Genomic DNA, 18,934 nt, shown 5'->3' on the forward strand with positions numbered 1-18,934 from the left:
GCTGGAGTTCCGGCCGCGTGACCGCCGGCGAAACCCCTCAGTCGGACTGCAGGAGGATGCCGTCGAGAATGGCGCGCTTGCGCAGCGCCACCTTCGTGCCGACGTCGAATCCCGACGCCCGGTACTTCTCGCGGATGCGCTTCAAGTAGCTCTTGGCCGTCTCTTCGGAGATGCCGAGCTGGAAGGCGACCGCCTTCACGGGCTGCCCGGCGCCATACAGCGCCATCACACGCCGCTCCTGGGCCGAGAGCTTCGGCACGGTGCCCTCGTCGGCGAGCGCGAGCTGGAGCTCGGGAGTGAGGTACGACTCGCCCAGGCGAGCGGCCCGGATCGCCTCGATGATCGTCTCGACGGGCTCGGACTTCACGAGGTAGCCGAGCGCGCCGGCGCCGAGCGCCTCGCGCACCACGGCCGGCTCCGAGTAGGTGCTCATCAGCATCGTCGCCACCTCGGCGGACTTCAGCATCGACAGCTTCAGCGAGATGGGGATGTTGTCGCGGAGGTCGAGGTCGAGGAGTACGACATCGACGGGGAATGCCGGGTGGGCGAGGAGCTCGGACCACGACGGCACGGCCGCGACGAGCTCGATGTCGGTTGCCGCGCCCCGGATCCACTCGGAGAGCGCCCCGAGCAGCATGCGGTGGTCGTCGACGATCGCGAGTCGGATCGGTGCAGTGGTGTCGGCCATTCAGCTTCCCCTCGGACGGGCGGCCGCACGGGCGGCCGGCGCATTCACCGGAGTGGTCGGGTCCACCCGGCAGTCGATGTCGATGCGGAACGAATCCGTGCCCGCGGTGACGTCGTGCCTCCCGACACTACCGACAGCATCCCACGTCGCGGGGTCGACATGTCGACGAGCGACACCCGCGACCTCGATCGAGAGCGTGAACGAGGAGGGATCGGCGTCGTGACCATGGTCGGCCTCGCGGCAGGTCACTCCCACGAGGAGCGGCGTCGCCCCCCGCTTCTGGTGGGTACCCGAGAGCAGCCAGAGGGCGAAGAGCAATCCGTCGCGCTGCTCCTGCGAGAGCAGCCCCGCGAGGCCCGAGGGGTCGTCGACGGTGACGCGGTCGCTGAGATACGCCGACTCGGTCACGGCGTGCCGGAGCCAGGTGTCGTTGCGCCCCTCGATGAGGCGCACCCGGAGGCGGGCCGCAACCGACCCGGCCCGCTCGGCGGCGGCATCGGGCAGGGGGATCGCGAGGCGGCCCGATCCGACATCGTCGAGCAGCGTCTCGGCGTCGAAGTCGAGCTGCGCGAGTTCTTCGGAGGCGCGCATGCCGACGGCGCTGCGGGGGGTGGTCACCGTGCTCTGCACGAGCGAGAGGTCGAGCTCGCGGCCGACGAGGCGACGGAAGCCCTGGATCGTGAGCACCACCATGACGAGGGGGAAGACGGCGGATGCCGCGACGGCGAGCCCGGTCACCGTGTGCCGTCCGGCCGAGTCGAACTGGACGAGCGCGGCGACCCCGAGCACCAGGCCGATCGCGGAAGCCACGATGAGCGACACGCGCGTGCCCCGGATGGCGGCGACCGGCATGAGCACGGCCGCCGCCGCCGCTGCGGCGGTGGGGGTCACGCCGAGGTAGAGGAGCCCCGCCGTGGCCGACACGTCGAGCCACACGGGTGCGATGAGTCCGATGAGGAGGAGGATGTAGAGCCAGTCGGGGAGATTTCTCCACGCGATGCGGGAGAGCGCTCCGACCGCGACGACGGCGCCGAGCGCCATCCATGCGCCCCACGGGCCCAGCCCCGGCAGGAAGAACGGCTGGAGGGCGACGGCATGCGCGAAGTGCGCCGCGACGGTGATCGCTGCGGCGATCGTGATGCCGATCGCGAGGCGGCGGCCGCCGTGGCTTTCGCGGACGTCGCCGGCAGCGCGAGCCGAGCGCCTGGGACGCCGGAACTGCGAGCTGCGGTGGCCGGTTGCGAGCACGCTCATGGCTTCGGCACCTCGAGCATGACCGTGGTGCCGGACCCGGGCGAGGAGAAGATGCGCGCCCGGCCGCCGACGGTGTGCAGTCGTCCGACGACGGACTCGGCATAGCCGAGCCGCCCGCGGTCGACGGCCTCGGGCTCGAACCCGTGCCCGGCGTCGGTGACCATGGCACGGACGGTGCGGTCGTCGTCGCTGACGGTGACGTCGGCCTCGTTCACACCTGAGTGGCGGCGCACATTCTCGAGGCACTCGCCGAGTGCGCCGAGCAGCGCGTCGAGGGTCTCCGTCGGCAGCGCAAGGCGTCCGGCGCCGTGCCAGTTCACGTCGAGGCCCATGCGTGCGAAGCGCTGGCGCACCGACTCGAAGGTCGTGCTCAGCACGTCATCGTCGTCGGAGTCGGGTGAGAAGATGGCGGTCGAGCCGTTGTCGAGCGGGGCGCCGAGCCGCAGTTGCCGGAGGAGCCGTGCATCGTCTCCGGCCTGCTGCCGCAGCGCACTCACGCCGACCCCGACGCCGGAGTGCGCGAGCAGGCTCAGCGTCGCGAGCACGGTGTCGTGCAGCACGCGGGCGTCCTGCCGCTGGCGCGCCTCGAGCTCGCTCGCGAGCCGCTCGGCCTCGTGCGCCCTGCCGACCTCGTCGATGCGTGCCGACGTTCGGGCGATCGCGCGATCGAGCCACGCGCCGAGGGACGCGCACGCCGCCCACCCGGCGAAGGTCGCAATGGCGACCGCTGCCAGGTCGTGACCGGCGACGGCCACGAGGCCGATGGCGATGACGCAGGCACCGGCGAGGGCGAGCACGAGCAACGGACCGTCGGGTCGCACGATCAGGGAGATGGCGACGGATGCCGCGGTGACGCCGCCGCTGATCGCGAGCGCGGTGGTGGCCGCGGGGTCGAGCACCGATGCCGCGCCGAGCACGGCGATGAGGGTGACCGCGCAGGCGACCACGCCGAGCGCCGGCAGCACGGCTCCCCGCACCGCGTGGAGCGAGATGAGCACGCACGCACCGAGGCTCAGGATGGCGGCGAGGGCCAGTTCGAGGGCCGAGGCGGTGCCCGGGACGAGGAGGCAGGCGAGCGCGGCGATCGACCCGCACATGCCGCTGACGCGTGCAAGGCGACGCAGGAGCCGGTCACGCTCCTTGTGGATGCGCTTCATGACACCCCCTCACGCACGGGCGGACGACCGATGAACGGTTGCCGTCACCTCCGAACACTAGCGGAGTCGCCCGGATTCGGCAGCGTTGCGCGCCGCGAGATCAGTCGTCGAGCAACGCGGAGAGCGCTGCACCGACGGCGTCGTCTTCGATCAGGAACGCGTCGTGGCCGTACTCGGAGGAGACGAGCACCGGCGTCGGGCCGTGCACGCTGTGCCGAAGCCGGGCCGCGATCTCGGCCTGCCCGGGGAGTGGGAAGTAGCGGTCGCTGTCGATGCCGAGCACGAGGCTGGTCGCCTCGATGCGCGCCAATGCCGCGTCGATGCCGCCCCGACCGCGGCCGAGGTCGTGTGAGTTCATCGCCTGGGTGAGCACGATATAGCTGTTCGCGTCGAAGCGGCGGGTGAACTTGTTGCCGTGGAAGTCGAGGTACGACTCCACGGCGAAGCGCCCATCGCCACCGAGCGGGTCGAGGTCGGACTGCCAGCTGCGCTCGAACCGGTGGTTGAGCTCCGCCGCGGTGCGGTAGTTCAGCATCGCCATGCGACGTGCGAGGGCCAGGCCCCGGGTGGGGCCCTCGCCGTCGGGCGCCTCGTAGAACTCTCCGCCGCGGAACGCCGGATCGGCGCGGATCGCCTCGATCTGCACCGAGTTCAGCGCGATCTGGTCGGCCGTGCTCGCGGCGGGCGCGGCGAGCACGGCGATGCGCTCGACCGCCTCGGGCGCCATGACCGCCCATTCGAGCACGTGCATGGCCCCCATCGAACCGCCGACGACCGCCGCGAAGCGCTCGATGCCGAGCTCGCGGGCGAAGGCGAGCTGCGCCCGCACCTGGTCGCGGATGGTGAGGAAGGGGAATCGGGTCGCCCATTCTGCGCGATCGGGCGCGAGCGAGGCGGGGCCCGTCGACCCCTGGCATCCGCCGAGCACGTTCGGGGCGACCACGAACCACCGATCGGTGTCGATCGCCAGCCCGGGACCCACGATGCCGGGCCACCAGCCGGCACTCGGATGCGCAGGCCCGGCCGCGCCGACGACGTGGCTGTCGCCGGTCAGCGCGTGCAGGATCAGGATCGCGTTGTCCCGCGCGGGCGAGAGGGTGCCCCATTGCTCGTAGGCGATGCGCACCGAGGGCAGCACCCGGCCGGACTCGAGCGGCACGTCGCCGACGTGCACGAAGCGACGGTCGCCGACGGGGTCGCCCTCGCGCCACGCCCCGGTGGCCGGGGCCCGGCCGGCGAGCGACTGCGCGCGCGCCTCGGTGACGATGCTCGCGGGCACCGCGTCGGCCGTCGTCTGCCAGTCCATGCTCTCGATTCTCCCGAACTCCGGCGGGCGGCACGCGTTTGTTACGCGTGACGGGTCTGCCGGCGACCGAGGGTCGCCAGGAGACGACGGATGCCGCGAGCCGAGGCCCGCGGCATCCGTCGTGCTGTGGTCGTGGTCAGACGCGCGCGGCCTCCGCGGCGGCCCGTGATGCTGCGAGACCCGCCTCGAGGTCGGCCTTCAGGTCGTCGATGTTCTCGATGCCCACCGAGAGCCGCACGAGTCCGGGCGTGACGCCCGAGGTGAGCTGCTGCTCGGGCGTGAGCTGCGAGTGCGTCGTCGACGCGGGGTGGATGACGAGCGAGCGCACGTCGCCGATGTTCGCGAGGTGGCTGAACAGCGAGAGGTTGTCGACGAGCGCACGACCGGCGTCGACGCCGCCCTTGAGCTCGAACGACAGCACCGCGCCGACGCCCTTGGGAGCGTAGGTGTTCGCGGCTGCATACCACGGGCTCGAGGGCAGCCCGGAGTAGTTGACGCTCGCGACGTCGGGGTGGTTGTCGAGCCACTCCGCGATCTCCTGCGCGTTCTGCACGTGCCGCTCGATTCGCAGCGAGAGCGTCTCGATGCCCTGGATGAGCTGCCAGGCGCTCGCCGGCGCGATCGCGGAGCCGAGGTCGCGCAGCAGCTGCACGCGCGCCTTGATGATGTAGGCGAGGCCGTCGCCGACCGCGGCCGTGTAGCTCGCGCCGTGGTACGACGGGTCGGGCTCGGTGAGGCCGGGGAAGCGTTCGACGTTCTTCGACCACTCGAACGCGCCGCCGTCGACGATGACACCACCGATGACGGTGCCGTGCCCGCCGAGGAACTTGGTGGCCGAGTGCACGATGATGTCGGCGCCGTGCTCGAACGGGCGGATGAGGTACGGCGTCGCGATCGTGTTGTCGACGATGAGCGGCACGCCCGACTCGTGCGCCACGTCGGCGACCCGGCGGATGTCGAGGATGTTGATCTTCGGGTTGCCGATCGTCTCGGCGAAGAACAGCTTCGTGTTCGGGCGCACGGCGCGGCGCCATTCGTCGGGGTCGTCCTGGTTCTCGACGAAGGTCGTCTCGATGCCGAGCTTCGCGAGCGAGTACTTGAACAGGTTGTAGGTGCCGCCGTAGATCGACGACGAGGAGACGATGTGGTCGCCGGCCTCGGCGATGTTCAGCACCGCGAAGGTCGACGCCGCCTGTCCAGAGGCGACGAGGAGGGCTCCGGTGCCGCCCTCGAGCGCGGCGAGGCGCTCTTCGACGACGGCCTGCGTCGGATTCTGGATGCGCGTGTAGATGTTGCCGAACTCGGCGAGCGCGAAGAGGTTCTTCGCGTGCTCGGAGTTGTTGAACACGTACGACGTGGTCTGGTAGATCGGGGTCGCGCGGGCGTTGGTGACCGGGTCGGGCGCGGCGCCGGAGTGCACCTGCTTCGTCTCGAAGCGCCAGTCGGCGGCGTTCTCGCTCATGGAGGTCTCCTTCTCGGGGATGGGTGTGCGGCCCCCGCCGCAACTGCGCCCACGTTACGAGGGGGTGCCGGTGCCGGCAACGACGCCCGACACACGGCGTCATCGACTGGGCGGATGCCGCGGCATCCGCTCAGTCGGTGCGCTTCGGCTCGTCGGGCGTCGCCGGCGGCTGCACCTCGGGCGCGTCGAGCAGCGGCAGGGCCTCGGGCGGCAGCACGAGCGTGCCGGTCGCCGTGGACGGCTCGGGCCGGAACAGCCACCGCGCCCGCGGTTGCACGAGCGGCCGGAAGACTCGGCGGACGGGCTTCAGGGAGAGCACGATCGAGATGCCGATGCAGAAGAGGATCATCGCGGGCAGCACCCAGAACGGCTGGTCGCCCGCGAGCATGCCGGTCTCCCGGAACGGGAAGAGCACGAAGGTGTGCAGCAGGTAGATGTACATCGTGGCCGTGCCGAACGGGGTGAACCAAAGCGCGCCCCGCGGCATCAGCACGAGGAAGGCGACCGCGAGCACCATCGCGAACAGCAGGAGCGCGAGCCGGATGGCCCCCGACCACGGCTCGTCGTAGCCGATCGCCTCGTACGACTCGTCGTACAGCATGAAGCGACGGAGCCGGAGGTCGCGCCAGGTGTCGATCGCGAGCGGCATCACCGCGAGCACGGCGCCGAAGAGCAGGATGGCGACCGCGCGCCACCGCCAGGTGACGGCCCGCTCGAGCGCGAGCCAGCGACCGGTGAGCTGCCATTGCCGCAACTTCCAGCCGAACACGAAGAACGGGAGCATGCCGAGGGTGCGCGACAGCGCGAGGGTCGCATCGATCGTCTCGGTGTAGCCCGCGCCGATCGAGATCGCGATCGCGATGAGCAGCGGGTAGCGCAGCATCACGAGGTAGGGCAGCACGACGCGCCACACCGCGAGGGCGATGAGGAACCACAGCGTCCACGACGCGGTCGTGAAGTCGAGGGCGAACTCGCCGCCGAGGATCCAGCGGATGACGGTCCAGATCGTCTCGAAGATGAAGAACGGGAAGACGATGTCGGTGAGGATCTGCCGGATGCCGCGGGCGTTCGGCGGCCCGGACTTCGCGAAGTACCCGCTCACCGTGACGAACACCGCGACGTGGAACGAGTAGATGAACAGGTAGACGCTGTAGGCGGTGTTGTCCTCGCCGATCAGGGGGAGGATGCCGTGACCGATCACGACGAGGGTGATCGCGATCCAGCGGGCGTTGTCCCACAGGGGAACGCGCCGGCGCTGCACCGTGGTCGTCTGCCGCCTCGTCTCCATCGGACCATTCAACCGCACGAGCCTGTCGGATGCCGCGGCCCGGCGCTCGTGGCATCCGGCTGCCGCACGGCAGAATGAGCGCATGAGTGTGCTGCGAGCGGTCGTGACGGGTGCGAGCTCCGGAATCGGCGAGGCGACCGTGCGGGCATTGCGCGCGGCCGGGTGGGACGTGGTCGGGGTCGCCCGCCGCGAGGAGCGGCTGCGGGCGCTCGCCGAGCAGACCGGGGCATCCGTCTTCGTCGCCGACCTCACCGTGCAGGCCGACGTCGACGCCCTGCGCGACCACCTCGCCGAGACCGGTCCCGTACACGCCCTCGTGAACAACGCGGGAGGCGCGAAGGGCCTCGACTCGGTCGAGGCGTCGGCGATCGACGACTGGGCGTGGATGTTCGAGGTGAACGTGCTCGCCCTCAAGCGCGTGACGAGCGCGGTGCTGCCCCTGCTGCGGCGGGGGGCGGTCGATCGCGGGGTGGCCGACATCGTCAACGTCACGTCGATCGCGGGGCACACGGCGTACGCGGGCGGCGGCGGATACAACGCCGCGAAGTTCGCCGCGCACGCGCTCACGGAGGTGCTGCGCCTCGAACTGAACGGCGAGCCGTTGCGCGTCATCGAGGTGGCGCCCGGCATGGTCAGGACCGACGAGTTCGCGCTCGTGCGGTTCGGCGGCGACCGGGCCCGAGCCGACGCCGTCTACGACGACGTGCCCGAGCCGCTCGTGGCCGAGGACATCGCCGCGGTCATCGTCGACGCCATGCTGAAACCCCGCCACGTCGATCTCGACCTCATCGTGGTCAAGCCCGTCGCCCAGGCCGCGCCCCATCGGCTCGCCAAGGGCGAGCTGACCGTGCGCGAGGGTGGCGCGTGAGCGTGGAGGACATCCGGTACGACGAGGTGGCCGCGCCCCGTAGGGCTCGCTGGGAGGCGGGCACCACGGTGCCGCTCGTCGTGCTCGGCATCGCCTTCATCGTCGCCTACTCCGTGATGGTGCTCGTCCCCGACCTGCCGGGCGGCACCACGGGCGGCATCTGGACGGTCCTCGTCGCCACGTGGGTCGCCTTCCTGATCGACATCGTGGTGCGCATCGTGCTCACCCCGCGTGGTCTGCGCTGGGATTTCGTCCGGCACAACATGATCGACGTGCTCTCGGTGATCGTCCCGCTGTTCCGGGCGTTCCGGGTGCTCCGGCTCCTCGGCGAGGTCCCCTACCTGCAGCGGCGCTCCGGCGAGGCGGTGCGCACGCGCATCGTCATCTACGCGGCGAGCTACGCGGTGCTGTTCGTGTACTTCATCGCGCTCGCGACGCTCGATGCCGAGCGAGACGCGCCCGACGCCACGATCACGACGTTCGGTGACTCGGTCTGGTGGGCGATCGTGACCATCGCGACCGTCGGCTACGGCGATACGTATCCCGTCACGCCTGCCGGCCGGGCGTACGCGGTGATGCTCATGGTCGGCGGTGTGGCGATCATCGGCACGGCATCGGCGACGATCATCTCCCTGATCAACGAGCGCATCGGGCGTGGCCAGCGGGGGCAGGGCGGCGCGGAGCCGCCCTCCGACGGCACGGTCTGAGCATCCTCGGCCGCGACCTCGTCGTCGCAGCCCCGCCGCCCGCTCGGCGGCTACCCTGAGGGGATGACCTTCGATGCGAACGATGCCGGCACGGGCGTCGACGGGATCCGCCGCGAGATCCTCACCTGGGACGAGTTCGGCGATGCCGCGAGGTCGCTCGCGAGCGAGGTGCTGCTCGCCGGGTTCCGGCCCGACGTCGTCATCGCCATCGCGCGCGGCGGGCTCCTGCTCGCAGGCGCGATCTCGTACGCGCTCGGCACCAAGGCGTGCGGCTCGATCAACGTCGAGTTCTACTCCGGCATCGACGAGCGACTGCCCGAGCCGGTGCTGCATCCGCCCATGCTCGATGCGCCGGCGCTCACGGACAAGCGCGTGCTGCTCGTCGACGACGTGTCCGACTCCGGCCGCACGCTCGCGAAGGTGCTCGCGCTCCTCACCGACGAGGGCGCCGAGGTGCGCACGGCCACCCTCTACACGAAGCCGCACACGGTGCTCGTGCCCGACTTCACGTACCGGAGCACCGACGACTGGATCGTCTTCCCATGGTCGGCGCTGCCGCCCGTGGCCGTGGCCGAGGGCGCCGCATGAGCGTGCACCTGGTCGGCGGCGGCGCGACCACCCGTGCGGATGCCCCGCTGTACGCGCCGTTCGTCGCCGAGGCCGCCGCGCGGGGCGGCGCCGCAGGGCGCGCGCGACCGCGCATCGCCGTGATATCCCTGCACCCCGATGCCCAGGAGAAGGCCGCCGCGCTCGCCGATCTCCTGGCCGCCGCCGGCGGCGGCAGCGACGAGATCGAGGTGCAGCTGACCGCAGGGCGACCCGGCGACGCCGATCGGGCTCACCGCGATCGCCGACGTCGACGCGATCGCCGTGGGCGGCGGCGTCGTCGAAGAGGTGCGCGCCGGACTCCAGCCGGTGTTCGGCGAGCTGCGTCGGCTGGTCGCCGGCGGGGTGCCCTACCTCGGCGTCTCGGCCGGCGCGATGATCGCTGCGGAGGGCTCGTTCGGGAGCGGCTCACGCATCGGCGGCGTGCTCGTTGCACCGGAGGACCCGGGGGAGCCGGAGGTCGAGCTCGAGATCGAGGCTGGCATCGGTCTGGTCGATGTGGCCATCGAGGTGCACGTCGCCGAACGGGGCATGCTCTCCCGCCTGGTCGCCGCCGTCGAATCCGGGCTCGTCGCCGGTGGGCTCGGCATCGACGAGCGCACGGCGCTGATCGTGGGCGATGGCGGCCTCCGGGTCGAGGGGCAGGGCAGCGTCTGGCGGGTGCTGCCGACCGAGGGCGGCGTTCTCGTCTCGACGATCGGCGCCTGAATGGCTCCCGGCAAGACGCTCGACGAGCTCGCGGCTGGCGGCCTCATCGACGCCACCTGGGCCGGCGCGCTCGTGCCCGTCGCCCCTCGTATCGCCGACCTCGGCGACTTCCTCCGCGCCGAGACGGCGGCCGGTCGCGGATACCTCCCGAGCGGCGATCGGGTGCTGCGCGCGTTCGGCGCCCCGCTCGACGACGTGCGCGTGCTCATCGTCGGGCAGGACCCGTACCCGACCCCGGGGCATCCGATCGGCCTCTCCTTCGCCGTCGACCCGCACGTGCGGCCCGTGCCCCGGAGCCTCCAGAACATCTATCGTGAGCTCGCCGACGACCTCGGCATCGTGGCGCCCCAGCACGGCGACCTCACGCCATGGAGCCGCAACGGCGTGATGCTCCTGAACCGCGTGCTCACCGTGCAGCCCGGCGCGCCCGCCTCGCACCGCGGCCGCGGATGGGAGGAGGTCACCGACCATGCCATCCGCACCCTCGTGGCTCGCGGCACCCCGCTCGTCGCGATCCTCTGGGGTCGCGATGCCCAGGGCCTGAAGCCGCTCCTCGGCGGCACTCCCACCATCGAGTCGGTGCATCCGAGCCCGCTCTCGGCGTCGCGCGGCTTCTTCGGCTCGAAGCCGTTCAGCCGGGCGAACGCACTGCTCGCCGAGCAGGGCGCCGAGCCCGTCGACTGGAGCCTGCCGGGCTGAGGCCGGCGCCGACGCGCGGGGCGCGACGGTGGTCACGGCGACATCCGCCCGCAACATCGCCGGAGTAATCTGGACGCCATGCTCGAAGAGGAATACCAGGAGCGCCGACGGCTCCCGCCGCACCTGCGGACGCCCGCCCCCGCCGAGGCGCCGTTCGAGTACACCCTGCGCGATGCGCGCGCGGCCGACCTCCCCGCCGTCCGCGAGATCTACAACCACTACGTCGCCAACTCCACGGTCACGTTCGACGAAGACGCGATGACCCTCAAGGAGTGGAAGGCGAAGTTCGCGTACCTCACGAAGCTCGGCATGCCGTTCATCGTCGCCGAGTCGCCGTCGGGCCAACTGCTCGGCTACGCGCTCGTCTCGCCGTGGAAGCAGAAGCGCGCCTACCGGTACACGGTCGAGAACTCCATCTACCTCGGCCCGGCCGCGACCGGCAAGGGGCTCGGCCGGGTGCTCCTCGCCGAGCTCATCGAGCGATCGAAGGCCGCGGGCCTCAAGGAGATGATCGCGGTCATCGCCGACCAGGGCGCCGAGGCGTCGATCGCCCTGCACGAGAAGTTCGGCTTCGAGGAGATCGGGCGCATGGGCCGCGTCGGCTTCAAGTTCGACCGGTGGCTGGGCACGATCCTGATGCAGAAGGCCCTGAAATAGCGGTCGGATGCCCCGCCGTCACACGAGCAGGGTGAACTCGAGCTCCGCGGCGAGCATCGCCAGGAGCGCCGACACGAGCCCCGTCGTGAGCAGCAGGCCCGGATGCGCGAGCCCGACGACGATGCGGCGGAGCCGCGGGTGCTCGGAGAGCATCGCCGCCGGCACCTCGCTCGACTCCGGCGCCTCCTGCCAGCCGCGCAGGCGCGCGAGGAACCACGAGCACCGCACGATGAGCGCCGCCCAGAGCACGCCGGCGGCGATCGGCGTGAGTGCGGCCAGCACCTGGAAGCCGATGCCGGTGAGGTCGTCCTCCTTGCCCTCGGCCGCGAGCTGGATCGAGGTCGAGATGGCCGCACCGAGCACGACCGACGCCGACCATGCGAAGAACGCGAGCACGAGCGTGAGGTAGCGCACGAAGAAGTGTCCGAACACCGAGGTCCGCGCCGCCAGGTGGTCTCGCGGGGTCGCGCGCAGCACGATGACGGTCGCGGCGAGGCTCGGTGCCACGAGCAGGGCGAGCAGCGACAGCCAGGCCGTCGTCGGCCAGTCGAAGACACCGGCCACCACGAGAATCGAGCCGAAGAGTGCCGCCCAGGCGGCGCCCCAGGCGAGCGGATGCGCCGTCAGCGATGCCCCCATCGTCGAGCCGGGCGATTCCCCCAGTGCGCGCATGCCCTCACGATAGCCCGGGCCGGCTGCCGACGGCCGTAGGCTCGAGAGCATGACGGCGCTGCACGAGCACACGGCCCTCGAACTCCATCAACTGCTGCAGCGCGGCGAGACCTCTCCGGTCGAGGTCGCCCGGCACTTCCTCGAGCGCATCGAACGCCTGGACCCACTGGTCGGCGCGTTCGCGACCGTGACCGCGGAAGCGGCGCTCCTTCGCGCTCGCCAGGTCGAGGAGTCGGTACCGAGAACCGCGCCGCTCTGGGGTCTGCCGCTCGCCGACAAGGACCTCCACCTGCGCGCCGGCGTGCCCGCACGGTTCGGCTCGCGCGCCTTCACCGACTTCGTCCCCGACGACTCCGACGAGCTCGTGCAGACCGTCGACGCGGCCGGGGCCGTGAGCCTCGGCAAGTCGGCGACGCCCGAGTTCGGACTGCCCTCGTACACCGAGGGGCTCGCCGGGCCGCCGACGCGCAATCCGTGGGACCTCCGGCTCGGGGCGGGTGGCTCGAGCGGCGGCGCCGCGGCGGCCGTGGCATCCGGAATGCTGCCCTTCGCGCCCGGCTCCGACGGCGGCGGATCGATCCGCATCCCCGCCGCCGCGTGCGGCCTCGTCGGCGTGAAGCCCTCGCGCGGCCGCGTGCCGGCCGGTTCCGGCCTCGCGAGTCTCGCGGGCCTCGGTGTCGCCGGGCCGCTCGCCCGCACGGTCGCCGACGCAGCGCTGCTCCTCGACGGGCTGATCGCCCCGGCCGGCTACCCGGCGGCCCACCGGTTCTCGCTCCGAGCGCCCGGCGACGACGGACCGTTCCTCGGGGCGGCCATCCGCGGCGAGGGCCGGTTCCAGGTGGGCATCATGACCGATTCCCCATGGGACGAGGCGTACGAGATCGGCATCGCGCCCGAGGCGCATGACGCGCTCGAGGTCGCGATCGCCGCGCTCGACGCGCTCGGGCACGGGATCGAGGCGATGGCACCCGCACCGGAGCCCGACTACGCCGCCGCGTTCCGCACCATCTGGCAGGCGGGCGCCGCGACGATCCCCGTCGACGGCGAGGCTGAGGCGATGCTCGAGCCCCTCACGCGGTGGCTCCTCGAGCGCGGGCGCGCGGTGCCCGCCCGGCGACTCGCGGAGTCGCTCGCCTGGCTCTCGGGCTTCGAGGAGCGGGTCATCCGTCGGTTCGCCGGCTTCGACGCGGTGCTCACGCCGGCGCTCGCGCTGACGCCTCGGCCGATCGGCTGGTACGACCAGCACGACGGCGAGCGGAACTTCGCCCAGCAGGTGCAGTACACCCCGTTCACGTCGTTCGTGAACGTGGCGGGACTGCCCGCGATCACGGTGCCCGTCGTCGAGACCGCATCGGGCCTGCCGATGGGCGTCCAGCTCATCGGCAGGCCTGGGGGAGAGGCCACCCTCTTCGCGCTCGCGGCGCAGCTCGAGCGGCGCGTGCGGCGAGCGCGGCGGCATCCGGCGGCCTGGTGACCTCGAACGTCGTCGCCGAATTGACGAACTTAGGTAAGCCTCACCTATAGTGGGAGGCATGCTCGGTCTCGACCTCACCCTCTCCTACAACGGCGCCCCCGTGGTGCACGGCGCGGAGATCCACCTCGAACCGGGCAACGTCACTGCGCTCGTCGGCCCGAACGGCAGCGGCAAGTCCACGCTCCTGCGCGCCCTCGCCCGCCTCCACCAGCCCGACGGCGGGCGGGTGCTGCTCGCCGCCGACCACGGCCACACGATGAGCCCGGGCGCCGCGGGCACCGAGCCCGCCGACCTCGTCGAGCACGGCATCGACGCCGCCACGTTGAGCGGCCGCGACTTCGCGCGCCGGGTCACCCTGCTGGCGCAGAGCCGACCGACGCCGGGCGGCATCACCGTGCGCGAACTCGTCGAGTTCGGCCGGCACCCCCACCGCGGCCGCTGGATCGCCGGCGACGCGGGCGGCGCCGACATCGTGACCCGGGCCATGCACCTCACCGGGGTGGCGGCCTTCGCCGACCAGCCCGTCGACCGGCTCTCGGGCGGACAGCTGCAGCGCGTCTGGCTCGCCTCGTGCCTCGCCCAGGACACGGGCGTCCTCCTGCTCGACGAACCCACCACCTACCTCGACCTCCGCTACCAGGTCGAGCTCCTCGACCTGATCCGCGAGCTCGCCGACGACCACGGGGTCACGATCGGCGTCGTGCTCCACGACCTCGACCAGGCCGCGGCGGTCGCCGATCGAATGGTGCTCCTCGAATCCGGCCGCATCCGCGCCGTCGGCACACCCGCCGAGGTGCTCGTCTCCGACGTGCTGAGCTCGGCCTACGGCATCCGCGTCGACGTCGAGGTCGACGACCGCGGGTGCATCACCACGTGCCCCATCGGCCGATACAACACCCGGCAACGCGCCGAACGACTCGCCGTCGCCTAGCGCCGGTCCTCCCTCCACCCCCATCGCGTGGGACACCCCTGCCCGCGCGCCGACCGAAGGACACCATGAGAAGAGCTGCCGTGAATCGGCCGACCATCGCCCTCACCGCCGTCGCCGCGGCATCCGCGCTGCTGCTCGGCGGCTGCGGCACGACCGAGAACGCGGGCGCCGCTGACGGCGAGGCCGCCGCGATCACGATCGTCGACGACCGTGGCGAGAGCGTCGAGCTCACCGCTCCCGCCGAGAAGATCGTCGCACTCGAGTGGAACACCGCCGAGAACCTCGTCGCGCTCGGCGTCATGCCGGTCGGCGTCGCCGACATCGAGGGCTACGGCGACTGGGTGCAGTCCGAGACGCTCGACGACACGGTGACGGATGTCGGCATGCGCGGTGAGCCCTCGGTCGACGCCATCGCCGGTCTCGCACCCGACCTGGTGCTGACGACCACCGACCTTCCCGAGCCGGTCATCGCCCAGATCGAGGAGTTCGCGCCGGTGCTCGTGGTTCGTGGCGCCGACGCGTCCGACCCCATCGGCCAGATGGAGAGGAACCTCGAGCGCATCGCCACGGCGACGGGCACGGAGGCCGAGGGTGAAGAGATCCTCGCCGGATTCGACGCGAAGGTCGCCGAAGGCGCCGCGGCCATCGAGGCCGCAGGCCTCGCCGGCGCGCCGTTCATGATGAGCGACTCCTGGGCCAGCGGCGGCCAGATCTCGATCCGTCCCTTCGCCGAGGGCGCGCTGCTCACCGCCGTGACCGAAGAACTCGGCCTCGAGAACGCCTGGACCGGCGAGGGCGACGCCGACTACGGACTCGGCTCCACCGACGTCGAGGGCCTCACCGCCGTGGGCGACGTCGAGTTCCTCTACATCGCCAACGGCGAGACCGACGCGTACCAGAACGAGCTCGCCGGCAACGCGGTGTGGCAGTCGCTGCCCTTCGTGCAGAGCGGCAACGTGCACCGCCTGCCCGACGGGATCTGGATGTTCGGCGGCCCATCGTCGATGAACGACTACATCGATGCCGTCGTCGCCACTCTTGCCGGCTGACCTCGCATCCCCTGAGGTGCTCGCGCCGGGCGGGACAGTGAAGCCCCGCCTCGGCGCCATCCTCCTCATCGCGCTCGGCGTCGTCGTCGCGACGCTGCTCGCAGCGGTGCACGTGACACAGGGTTCGGCGAACGTGGGCGTGACCGAGCTCATCGGGCTGCTCTTCGGCGGATCCGACGACCAGTCGGCCGCCGTGCTCGTCGCCTCGCGGATGCCGCGGCTCGCCGCCGGCGTGCTCATCGGCGTCGCGCTCGGCGTCGCCGGGCTCGTGATGCAGAGCGTCACCCGCAACGTGCTCGCCTCACCCGACACCCTCGCGGTGAATGCCGGATCGTACCTCGCCATCGTCGCGGTCGCCGCGTTCGGGGTGGCGCTTCCGGTCGTCGGCGGCGGCGCGGTCGCGTTCGCGGGCGGGCTCGCCGCGGCCGGTCTCGTGCTCGGGCTCTCGGCGGGCGGCGTGGGCGGTGGACGCGGCGGCGGAACCGTTCGACTCGTGCTCGCCGGCTCGGCCATCGCACTGGCGCTCGACGCGCTCACGACCATGCTGCTCCTGCTCCATCCCGAACGCACCGAGGGCCTCTATGCATGGAGCAAGGGCACCCTCGCGCAGACCGGCATGACCCCCATGCTCCAGCTCGGACCCGTCGTGCTCCTGGGCGTGGCCGCGCTGTTCCTCTTCGCGCGCCAGTTCGACCTGATGGCACTCGGCGACGACACCGCGACGGTGCTGGGCGTGCGCGTACGCCGCACCCGGCTCATCGGCATCCTCATCGCGGTGCTCCTGTCGGCGGCGGCGGTCACGGTCGCCGGGCCGATCGGCTTCGTCGGGCTCGCGGCTCCCGCGATCGTGCGGCTCATCGCGGCTCGGGTGCCGGGCATGCAGAAGCACGTGCTGCTGATCCCCGCGGCCGCCGTGATGGGCGTGGTCATCGTGCTCGGCGCCGACGTGCTGCTCAGGCTCGCCTTCGGCGGCCAGGCTGCCGTCGAGGTGCCGACCGGCGTGGTCACGACGATCTTCGGCGCCGTCTTCCTCATCGCGCTCGCGCTGCGGGCCCGCGCGTCGTCCGACAGCGGCACCGGGTTCGTCGTCGGGGCCGGCCTGTCGCATCGGGGCCGCCGGCTCGTGCTCGTGGCATCCGCGGTGCTGCTCGTCCTGCTCGCGTTCGTGTCGCTCCTGCTCGGCGACGCGAAGCTCCTCGGCGGCGACGTGCTCAACTGGATCACCGGCCAGGCCGGCCCGCTCGTCGAGTTCGTGATGAACACGCGGGCACCGCGGGTCGCAGCGGCGATCCTCGCCGGCGCCGCGCTCGCACTCGCCGGCACGGTCGTGCAGGCCGTCTCCCGCAACCCGCTCGCCGAGCCGGCGATCCTCGGCGTCACCGGGGGAGCGGGAGTCGGAGCGGTGCTCGTCATCACGCTCTGGCCCCTCGCGACCTTCCTGGGCGTGACGCTGGGCGGGCTGGCCGGCGCGGCACTCGCGGCGGCGATCGTGTTCGGGCTCGCCCTGCGCGGCGGACTCGCCTCGACGCGGCTCATCCTCATCGGGCTCGGCGTCTCGGCGGCCGCCGGGGCGATCACCTCGATGCTCATCATCGCGACCGACCCGTACAACGCCGCGAAGGCGCTCACCTGGATGTCGGGCTCGACGTACGGCCGCACCTTCCCGCAACTCGTGCCGCTCCTCGTGGTCGTGCTGATCTCGGTGCCCCTGCTCGCGTCGGCTCGTCGCGAGCTCGACCTGCTCGCGTTCGACGACGACACCCCGCGGGTGCTCGGCGTCCGCCTCGGATCGGCTCGTCTCGGATTGCTCGCGGTGAGCGTCGCGCTCACGGCTACCGCCGTGTCGGCGGTCGGCGTCATCGGATTCGTCGGACTCGTCGCGCCGCACGCCGCGCGGGCGCTCGTCGGCTCGCGGCACGCGCTCGTGCTGCCGCTCGCCGCGCTGCTCGGCGCGGTGCTCGTGTGCGTCGCCGACACGCTCGGTCGCACCCTCATCGCGCCTGGCCAGCTTCCGGCCGGCCTGCTCACGGCGGTCGTCGGCGCCCCGTACTTCGTCTGGCTGCTCTGGCGCTCGCGCGGCGCGGCCTGAACCTTCCCCACCCCCGACAGGAGAGCCCAGCATGGCCAAGCCCGGATACCGCGTCTTCGAGACCGTCGTCGGCGAGATCGAGCGGATGTCCCCGCACTTCGTGCGCGTGACGTTCCGATCCGACGACCTTCGCGACGTCGGGTGGGACGGCCCCGACCAGCGCATCAAGGTCGTGCTGCCGGTGGACGGCACCGATGGCACCGACGGCGGCTACGACGGGATGCTCCGTGGCGACGACTGGCTCGCGTCGTGGCGGGCGCTCGCCGACGAGCGGCGCAACCCGATCCGCACGTACACGATCCGCGGTGCGCGTCCCGAGTTCGGCGAGCTCGTCGTCGACTTCGTCGCGCACGGCGACAGCGGCCCAGCGTCGCGCTGGATCGCCGCAGCCCGCGTCGGCGACCCGATGCTGCTCGTGGCCCCCGACGCCACGAGCGAGGAACCCTCCGGTGGCTGGGAGTGGAATCCCGGTGCCGCTCGCACCCTGCTCATCGCGGGCGACGAGACGGCCGTTCCTGCGATGAGCGTGATCCTCGAGCAGCTGCCCGCCGACGCTCGCGGCGCCGTGTTCCTCGAGGTGCCCGACGCTGCCGACGCGCTCGAGCTCGTCGCGCCCGACGGCGTCGAGGTGCGCTGGCTCGCTCGCGAGCCCGGGAGCGAGGCATACGGTGCGAGCCTCGTCGAGGCCGTCACGGGCTGGGCCGATGCCTGGGCCGCGTCGAACGCCGCGTCGAACGCGCTTCTGGCCGCCGCCGACGCCGAGCTGCCGGCGCTCACCGACGAGGAACTCGTGTGGGAGGTGCCGGAGGCCCGAGCCGACGACGGACTCTACGCGTGGCTCGCCGGCGAGGCATCCGCCATCACGACCCTGCGACGTCACCTCGTGAAGGAGCTCGGCATCGACCGGCGCCAGGTGGCGTTCATGGGGTATTGGAAGCTCGGCCGCGCCGAGGGGTAGGCAGGTAGCCGCCCGCCTCGAGCCCCGCCTCGATCTCGAAGCGGTTCTTCAGCGGGTTGCGCCCGGCGATGAGGTACAGCAGCGGGAAGAGCATGCCGTACGTCCGCCACTGCCGCCGGTGCACCGCTTCGTGGCCGAGCACCCGCTCGCCGGTGTTGCGGCCGGTGAGATAGCACCCGCCGACGCACGAGCCGCCGCGGCCGAAGGTCCACTTCGGCATGCCGGAGAAGATGATGAGCCCGTGCCGGCGCTCGATCGGCCCGGTGCTCCAGATGAAGCCCCAGATGAAGCCCACGAGGGTCGCCCACCAGTAGCCGGCGCGGCTGACCGGGGAGTCGGTGAGGCGGATGCGCAGCATGCG

Annotated in this window: 19 protein-coding genes; 11 read left to right on the forward strand and 8 right to left on the reverse strand. The window is 71.9% G+C overall.

Annotated elements, in window-relative coordinates:
* Window positions 1-37: 37 nt before the first annotated feature.
* The 6 genes from QFZ26_RS15300 to QFZ26_RS15325 all read right to left on the reverse strand — a co-directional run bounded on the left by QFZ26_RS15300 (window position 38) and on the right by QFZ26_RS15325 (window position 7,155).
* Window positions 38-688, reverse strand: coding sequence for a response regulator transcription factor (locus QFZ26_RS15300; RefSeq protein ID WP_307043604.1), 651 nt, complete (start codon window positions 686-688; stop codon window positions 38-40).
* Complete coding sequence (locus QFZ26_RS15305; protein ID WP_307043605.1) at window positions 689-1,942, reverse strand: hypothetical protein; 1,254 nt, start codon at window positions 1,940-1,942, stop codon at window positions 689-691.
* Complete coding sequence (locus tag QFZ26_RS15310) at window positions 1,939-3,099, reverse strand: sensor histidine kinase (RefSeq protein ID WP_307043607.1); 1,161 nt, start codon at window positions 3,097-3,099, stop codon at window positions 1,939-1,941. The genes QFZ26_RS15305 and QFZ26_RS15310 overlap by 4 nt, the downstream gene beginning before the upstream one ends.
* 100 nt (window positions 3,100-3,199) lie before the next feature.
* Window positions 3,200-4,405, reverse strand: a complete 1,206-nt coding sequence (metX, locus tag QFZ26_RS15315) for a homoserine O-acetyltransferase MetX (protein ID WP_307043609.1) — start codon at window positions 4,403-4,405, stop codon at window positions 3,200-3,202.
* A gap of 136 nt (window positions 4,406-4,541) precedes the next feature.
* Window positions 4,542-5,867 (reverse strand): bifunctional o-acetylhomoserine/o-acetylserine sulfhydrylase, encoded by a 1,326-nt coding sequence (locus QFZ26_RS15320; RefSeq protein WP_307043610.1) that lies wholly within the window; start codon window positions 5,865-5,867, stop codon window positions 4,542-4,544.
* A 130-nt stretch (window positions 5,868-5,997) separates the two neighbouring features.
* Window positions 5,998-7,155, reverse strand: a complete 1,158-nt coding sequence (locus QFZ26_RS15325; RefSeq protein WP_307043612.1) for an acyltransferase family protein — start codon at window positions 7,153-7,155, stop codon at window positions 5,998-6,000.
* An 82-nt stretch (window positions 7,156-7,237) separates the two neighbouring features.
* On the opposite strand from QFZ26_RS15325, the gene QFZ26_RS15330 reads away from it, so the two are divergent.
* From QFZ26_RS15330 to QFZ26_RS15355, 6 genes are all read left to right on the forward strand, one after another.
* Complete coding sequence (locus QFZ26_RS15330; RefSeq protein WP_307043614.1) at window positions 7,238-8,023, forward strand: SDR family NAD(P)-dependent oxidoreductase; 786 nt, start codon at window positions 7,238-7,240, stop codon at window positions 8,021-8,023.
* Window positions 8,020-8,730, forward strand: coding sequence for a potassium channel family protein (locus tag QFZ26_RS15335; RefSeq protein ID WP_307043615.1), 711 nt, complete (start codon window positions 8,020-8,022; stop codon window positions 8,728-8,730). Before QFZ26_RS15330 ends, QFZ26_RS15335 begins: the two co-directional genes overlap by 4 nt.
* Window positions 8,731-8,793: 63 nt before the next feature.
* Window positions 8,794-9,318 carry a phosphoribosyltransferase gene (locus tag QFZ26_RS15340; protein WP_307043617.1) on the forward strand — a complete coding sequence of 175 codons (525 nt, stop codon included), beginning with the start codon at window positions 8,794-8,796 and terminating at the stop codon, window positions 9,316-9,318.
* 282 nt (window positions 9,319-9,600) lie between these two features.
* Window positions 9,601-10,044 carry a Type 1 glutamine amidotransferase-like domain-containing protein gene (locus QFZ26_RS15345; RefSeq protein ID WP_307043620.1) on the forward strand — a complete coding sequence of 148 codons (444 nt, stop codon included), beginning with the start codon at window positions 9,601-9,603 and terminating at the stop codon, window positions 10,042-10,044.
* Window positions 10,045-10,743, forward strand: a complete 699-nt coding sequence (locus tag QFZ26_RS15350) for a uracil-DNA glycosylase (RefSeq protein ID WP_307043621.1) — start codon at window positions 10,045-10,047, stop codon at window positions 10,741-10,743.
* A gap of 78 nt (window positions 10,744-10,821) precedes the next feature.
* Window positions 10,822-11,400 (forward strand): GNAT family N-acetyltransferase, encoded by a 579-nt coding sequence (locus QFZ26_RS15355; RefSeq protein WP_307043623.1) that lies wholly within the window; start codon window positions 10,822-10,824, stop codon window positions 11,398-11,400.
* An 18-nt stretch (window positions 11,401-11,418) separates the two neighbouring features.
* Here the strand turns inward: QFZ26_RS15355 and QFZ26_RS15360 are convergent, their stop codons facing one another.
* Window positions 11,419-12,072 carry a hypothetical protein gene (locus QFZ26_RS15360; RefSeq protein ID WP_307043625.1) on the reverse strand — a complete coding sequence of 218 codons (654 nt, stop codon included), beginning with the start codon at window positions 12,070-12,072 and terminating at the stop codon, window positions 11,419-11,421.
* Between the two features lie 49 nt (window positions 12,073-12,121).
* On the opposite strand from QFZ26_RS15360, the gene QFZ26_RS15365 reads away from it, so the two are divergent.
* From QFZ26_RS15365 to QFZ26_RS15385, 5 genes are all read left to right on the forward strand, one after another.
* Window positions 12,122-13,546, forward strand: coding sequence for an amidase (locus QFZ26_RS15365; protein WP_307043627.1), 1,425 nt, complete (start codon window positions 12,122-12,124; stop codon window positions 13,544-13,546).
* 58 nt (window positions 13,547-13,604) lie between these two features.
* Window positions 13,605-14,477 (forward strand): ABC transporter ATP-binding protein, encoded by an 873-nt coding sequence (locus QFZ26_RS15370; RefSeq protein WP_307043628.1) that lies wholly within the window; start codon window positions 13,605-13,607, stop codon window positions 14,475-14,477.
* Window positions 14,478-14,542: 65 nt separating this feature from the next.
* The gene (locus tag QFZ26_RS15375) at window positions 14,543-15,526 is read left to right on the forward strand and encodes an iron-siderophore ABC transporter substrate-binding protein (protein ID WP_307043630.1); all 984 of its coding nucleotides are present in this window, start codon (window positions 14,543-14,545) and stop codon (window positions 15,524-15,526) included.
* Entirely contained in the window at window positions 15,498-17,615 is a 2,118-nt protein-coding gene (locus QFZ26_RS15380) for an iron ABC transporter permease (RefSeq protein WP_307043631.1), read from the forward strand. Before QFZ26_RS15375 ends, QFZ26_RS15380 begins: the two co-directional genes overlap by 29 nt.
* Before the next feature lie 31 nt (window positions 17,616-17,646).
* A complete protein-coding gene (locus QFZ26_RS15385) occupies window positions 17,647-18,573 on the forward strand; it encodes a siderophore-interacting protein (protein WP_307043633.1) in 927 nt (308 codons plus the stop codon).
* Here QFZ26_RS15385 and QFZ26_RS15390 read toward each other — a convergent pair.
* Entirely contained in the window at window positions 18,536-18,931 is a 396-nt protein-coding gene (locus tag QFZ26_RS15390; protein WP_307045097.1) for a Fe-S oxidoreductase, read from the reverse strand. The genes QFZ26_RS15385 and QFZ26_RS15390 overlap by 38 nt on opposite strands.
* Window positions 18,932-18,934 lie beyond the last annotated feature (3 nt).

This window comes from Agromyces ramosus, assembly GCF_030817175.1.
In the GTDB taxonomy this organism is placed as follows: Bacteria; Actinomycetota; Actinomycetes; order Actinomycetales; family Microbacteriaceae; genus Agromyces; species Agromyces ramosus_A.

Coding starts and splice junctions, on each gene's coding strand:
- QFZ26_RS15355 (WP_307043623.1), top strand. CDS start 10,822: ATGCTCGAAGAGGAATACCAGGAGCGCCGACGGCTCCCGCCGCACCTG.
- QFZ26_RS15350 (WP_307043621.1), top strand. CDS start 10,045: ATGGCTCCCGGCAAGACGCTCGACGAGCTCGCGGCTGGCGGCCTCATC.
- QFZ26_RS15380 (WP_307043631.1), top strand. CDS start 15,498: ATGCCGTCGTCGCCACTCTTGCCGGCTGACCTCGCATCCCCTGAGGTG.
- QFZ26_RS15325 (WP_307043612.1), bottom strand. CDS start 7,155: ATGGAGACGAGGCGGCAGACGACCACGGTGCAGCGCCGGCGCGTTCCC.
- QFZ26_RS15375 (WP_307043630.1), top strand. CDS start 14,543: ATGAGAAGAGCTGCCGTGAATCGGCCGACCATCGCCCTCACCGCCGTC.
- QFZ26_RS15360 (WP_307043625.1), bottom strand. CDS start 12,072: ATGCGCGCACTGGGGGAATCGCCCGGCTCGACGATGGGGGCATCGCTG.
- metX (WP_307043609.1), bottom strand. CDS start 4,405: ATGGACTGGCAGACGACGGCCGACGCGGTGCCCGCGAGCATCGTCACC.
- QFZ26_RS15385 (WP_307043633.1), top strand. CDS start 17,647: ATGGCCAAGCCCGGATACCGCGTCTTCGAGACCGTCGTCGGCGAGATC.
- QFZ26_RS15370 (WP_307043628.1), top strand. CDS start 13,605: ATGCTCGGTCTCGACCTCACCCTCTCCTACAACGGCGCCCCCGTGGTG.
- QFZ26_RS15365 (WP_307043627.1), top strand. CDS start 12,122: ATGACGGCGCTGCACGAGCACACGGCCCTCGAACTCCATCAACTGCTG.
- QFZ26_RS15300 (WP_307043604.1), bottom strand. CDS start 688: ATGGCCGACACCACTGCACCGATCCGACTCGCGATCGTCGACGACCAC.
- QFZ26_RS15305 (WP_307043605.1), bottom strand. CDS start 1,942: ATGAGCGTGCTCGCAACCGGCCACCGCAGCTCGCAGTTCCGGCGTCCC.
- QFZ26_RS15390 (WP_307045097.1), bottom strand. CDS start 18,931: ATGCTGCGCATCCGCCTCACCGACTCCCCGGTCAGCCGCGCCGGCTAC.
- QFZ26_RS15320 (WP_307043610.1), bottom strand. CDS start 5,867: ATGAGCGAGAACGCCGCCGACTGGCGCTTCGAGACGAAGCAGGTGCAC.
- QFZ26_RS15330 (WP_307043614.1), top strand. CDS start 7,238: ATGAGTGTGCTGCGAGCGGTCGTGACGGGTGCGAGCTCCGGAATCGGC.
- QFZ26_RS15340 (WP_307043617.1), top strand. CDS start 8,794: ATGACCTTCGATGCGAACGATGCCGGCACGGGCGTCGACGGGATCCGC.
- QFZ26_RS15310 (WP_307043607.1), bottom strand. CDS start 3,099: ATGAAGCGCATCCACAAGGAGCGTGACCGGCTCCTGCGTCGCCTTGCA.